General features: G+C 68.6%; 4 protein-coding genes. 1 reads left to right on the top strand and 3 read right to left on the bottom strand.

Annotated elements, in window-relative coordinates; translation table 11 throughout:
- Window positions 1-887 (bottom strand): MobQ family relaxase (mobQ, locus tag VGL30_RS14700; RefSeq protein WP_331540761.1); only part of this gene is annotated, 887 nt, incomplete at its 3' end.
- Window positions 888-1,142: 255 nt separating this feature from the next.
- Between mobQ and VGL30_RS14705 the strand changes: the two genes are divergently transcribed.
- A complete protein-coding gene (locus VGL30_RS14705; protein ID WP_331540762.1) occupies window positions 1,143-1,826 on the top strand; it encodes a hypothetical protein in 684 nt (227 codons plus the stop codon).
- On the opposite strand, the gene VGL30_RS14710 is transcribed toward VGL30_RS14705, so the two are convergent.
- Window positions 1,827-2,657: a cell wall hydrolase gene (locus VGL30_RS14710; protein WP_331540763.1), complete on the bottom strand. Its 831-nt coding sequence runs from the start codon at window positions 2,655-2,657 to the stop codon at window positions 1,827-1,829.
- The gene (locus VGL30_RS14715; RefSeq protein WP_331540764.1) at window positions 2,657-3,172 is read right to left on the bottom strand and encodes a S26 family signal peptidase; all 516 of its coding nucleotides are present in this window, start codon (window positions 3,170-3,172) and stop codon (window positions 2,657-2,659) included. The genes VGL30_RS14710 and VGL30_RS14715 overlap by 1 nt, the downstream gene beginning before the upstream one ends.
- Window positions 3,173-3,381 lie beyond the last annotated feature (209 nt).

A 3,381-nucleotide genomic window follows, 5' to 3' on the forward strand; every position in this document is an offset into this window, starting at 1 on the left:
TTCGGCAGGGTGAGCGCCGCCCGCTCAGCCGCCCAGCGGTCCCGTTCCGCGACCATCCGCGAACGCATCTGCTCGGCCTCGGTCGTCAATTTCGCAACGGGAACGGCGATCACAGGCGCTTCCCGAACGAGCCGGTCGGCGGTCGCCTGGAAGTCGGTCCGAAGCTCTTTGCGCTTGGCGTTGTGGGCCTCGGTGTCGCGGTTCTGCTGACCACGCTCCGAGGCGACATCCTTGCGCTCCAGCGCGCTCGCCGTTGGCCCCAGATGCACGCCGGGTTCGCGGTCAGACCCCTGCTCGGCCAGCGAGAGATGCGACACCTGCGGGGCATCCGGTCCAAGGTGCCGGCGGAGATGCTCGTTCTGGATATCGGCCCAGGCCGCACGCCACTCCCGAAGCGCCTTGGGCCTCCACCATTCGGCAGGTTTCTGGCCGAAACCCTCCGGCGTCATCGACCGCGTGGTGACCAGGATGTGAGCGTGGAAATTGCGCTCATCGCCCTCTCGCCCCGGCCGGTGCATCGCCACGTCGGCGATCATCCCGCGCGCCACCAGCTGCTCGGCAACAAAGGCCTGAACCAGAGCCCGCCGCTGCGCGAAATCGAGCTCATGCGGCAGCGACACCAACAGCTCACGCGCAGGCACGGCGTCCTTGCGCTTCTCAGCCTCTTCGGCCGCATTCCACAAGGTTTGCCGGTCGCTGTAGGCGGCCGGTGCATCGGCCGGCGCCATGACGGCGGCGAACTCGATGTCGCCCTTCGAACCGAAGTCGAACTCCATGGCCAGGCGCTCGTCGATCAGGCGGTCGCCAGAGCGATAGGCGGCGGCCGCCACGGCGGACCGGCCGGCCGACCGCTGGATGGTTTGCACCTCTAGTCGGTACTGGGCCATGCGCCCTCCTCTGCCTTGGTCCATGCCGGGATCGCTAAGGGCAGCGCCCTTGGCTCAAGGTTTCTGTCGGCGGGAGGCGACAAGGGGCCTTGAGGGTGTCGGGCGAGGCCTGACCGCAGGGTTGGTGGGCGCAGCACATCCAACCCGTAACTGCGCCCTTGTGACGAAATACGACAAACCACAGCATAGACCGATTTGCGCTTTCGTGGCAGTAATACGCCGTTTCGTGCTTTTTCACCGTCGAAAGGCCGCGCGATGACGAAGGTCGACAAGCGCCGTAGGAACACCCGCCCGTCCAAGTACAAGCCCCGGACGCCCGCCCAGTTGGCCCGCAAACGCGAGCTCTGGGCGACCCGGTCCAACGACCGCGACAGGGCCAAGCGCGAGGATGAAGAGGCCGCCCTGCTCGCCCGGCTCGAGGAGCTGGAGACGGCGCTGCGGGAGGCCGGCCAGGACGGAATCCACAAGCAGCGGCACGTGACCCCGCTCGAAGACATCGAGGATGACGCCAAGCGATTCCATGTCTTGAAGGCGCGCGTCGAACGCCTCGAAGCCCTGTGGTCCATCAACAAGCGCAGACGCGAGACGCGCGGCAAAATCATCATCGGCGGAGCCCTGCTGGCCGAAGCGGGCGACGCCCATTTCGCCGGAGACGATGAGCTTCTCGCCCGCCTGGTCGACATCCTCGATCGGCGTGTCGAACGGGTCCGGGACCGCCTGACGGTGCGCGAACTTCTGGGCAATGTGCCGCTTGCCCTGCGGCCTGGCGGCGACCTGGGTGAGGACGCGGAAACGGCGCTGCAAGCCGCCGGCGAGCCCCTGCCGGATTTCGATCTGATGGCCGAAACAGCCCTCGCTCAGGAAGCCGGCGACGCGCTCGTTCCGAGCGAACTCGACCCCGACTACGCCGACCTCGATCAAGCGTGGCGCGCGGCCTGATCATCGGTCTGAACCGGCCGCCAGACCCGGCCCGACCACGAAGATCGCGCGGCCGGGATCCGTCACTTTTGTCGCCCTTATAGCCCCCTCTCCTGCCCCATCCGTGACCGGCGCCGCGGCCGTCTCAGCTGCCGATGCGGCGCGGTTATCGCCGACGAAAATGGCCCCGCCGGCGGCCTCCCAGGCGGCGGCGGGCAAAGGTCCGCGAGGGGGCGAAGACGAACCCGCTGAGCGCGATCCCCGGCGCCCGGCGGATCGCACATCGACATAGAAACTGTGCGCGCCGATCACGGCCGACGGGTCCGTCCCGCCGAAGTTCACCAGGCGCTCTGCGACCTCCCCGCGCGTAGCCCGTTCGGCCACGATCTGCGGGTTCTGGAAGAAACGCGCGCCGTTCGTCAGATCCGGCAACCGGCCTTCCAGGGCGAGGTTGAGGATGGTCTCGATCCGCGCCCGTTGAGCCACCGTGGAGGCCGGCAGGCGACGCCAGTCGCCGCCGGCGCGCATCACTGGCTCGAACTGCCCCCGAGCGTTAACGACCGCCTCGACGCTGCCGCCCCAGCGGCCGTCCTGGACCCGGTTCAAGATCGTATAGACCACCGCCGCCAGCCCGCTGTCACCCTGGTTGCCGGCCTCGGCGAAGGCGACCCGGGTGATGGCCTCGCGCGCGTCTTGGCTGGCCACGAGCGGTGCGAGACCGCCGCGCGGCGTCGGGATGGACGCAGCCGCCAGCGGCGCCGACGGCGGGCAGTTGACGCCCGACGGGAGGGGTTGAGCAGTCTGTCCGCGCGCGAGCAGCAGGCACAGTCCCGCCAGGGCGGCCGGGTCCATCAGCGGTCTCCAGGGGTGACAAGGGGAATGGCCAATGGCCGGAACACGCCGACGATCTCGGCCCGGTTCACGGGCCCGAAGTAGCGGCTATCGAAGCTGTTGGGGATGCGGTCGGAGAAGACGAACACCTCGCCGTCGCGAAGCCGGCGGCAGCCGTCCCAACGCGGCAAAGCCGCACCTCGACGGTCCTGGCGAAGGATCGGCGCCCGCACCCGACCATTGATCTCCAGCCTATCGTTCGCGGTGCAGACCTGATCGCCGGACACGGCGGCGACGTGCTTCAGGATCGGCACGCGGCGTAGGTAGCCCATTTGGCCATCAGCGTAGGGATAGGCGGCTGACGGCGCGGGAAATGCAATCAGCGCGCCGACCGAAACCGACCCTGCGCCGCGCACATAAAGCCCTTCAGGCTCACTGGCCGTGCGGTTCCACAAAAGCAGCGGCCGAGCCCCTCCGGCCGTCGCCAACGACAGGCCCCCGAAAAGCGCGGCTCCCGCCGCCAGCGCGCAGGCCAACGGCGTCCAACGCGGGGCTGAAGGGGAAAGGAACATGAAGCGGAACCGGCGCAGCCAAAACGAGCCGAAGGCTCGGCAGGGCTTGCGGCCACGGTGTGGCTCATGCCCGGCGATTGTGGGCAGGATAGCGCTCGAGTGTCGTCAGTCGGTCACTGCTAGAGCCCCGGCACGTTGGCACGAGTGCAGGACCTGCGGGTGGAGCTAGCCGG

It is taken from the genome of Phenylobacterium sp., assembly GCF_036502675.1.
Taxonomy (GTDB): domain Bacteria; phylum Pseudomonadota; class Alphaproteobacteria; order Caulobacterales; family Caulobacteraceae; genus Phenylobacterium.

Excerpts from the sequence above, each read along its gene's own strand:
- VGL30_RS14705 (WP_331540762.1), top strand. The coding sequence starts at position 1,143 with ATGACGAAGGTCGACAAGCGCCGTAGGAACACCCGCCCGTCCAAGTAC.
- VGL30_RS14710 (WP_331540763.1), bottom strand. The coding sequence starts at position 2,657 with ATGGACCCGGCCGCCCTGGCGGGACTGTGCCTGCTGCTCGCGCGCGGA.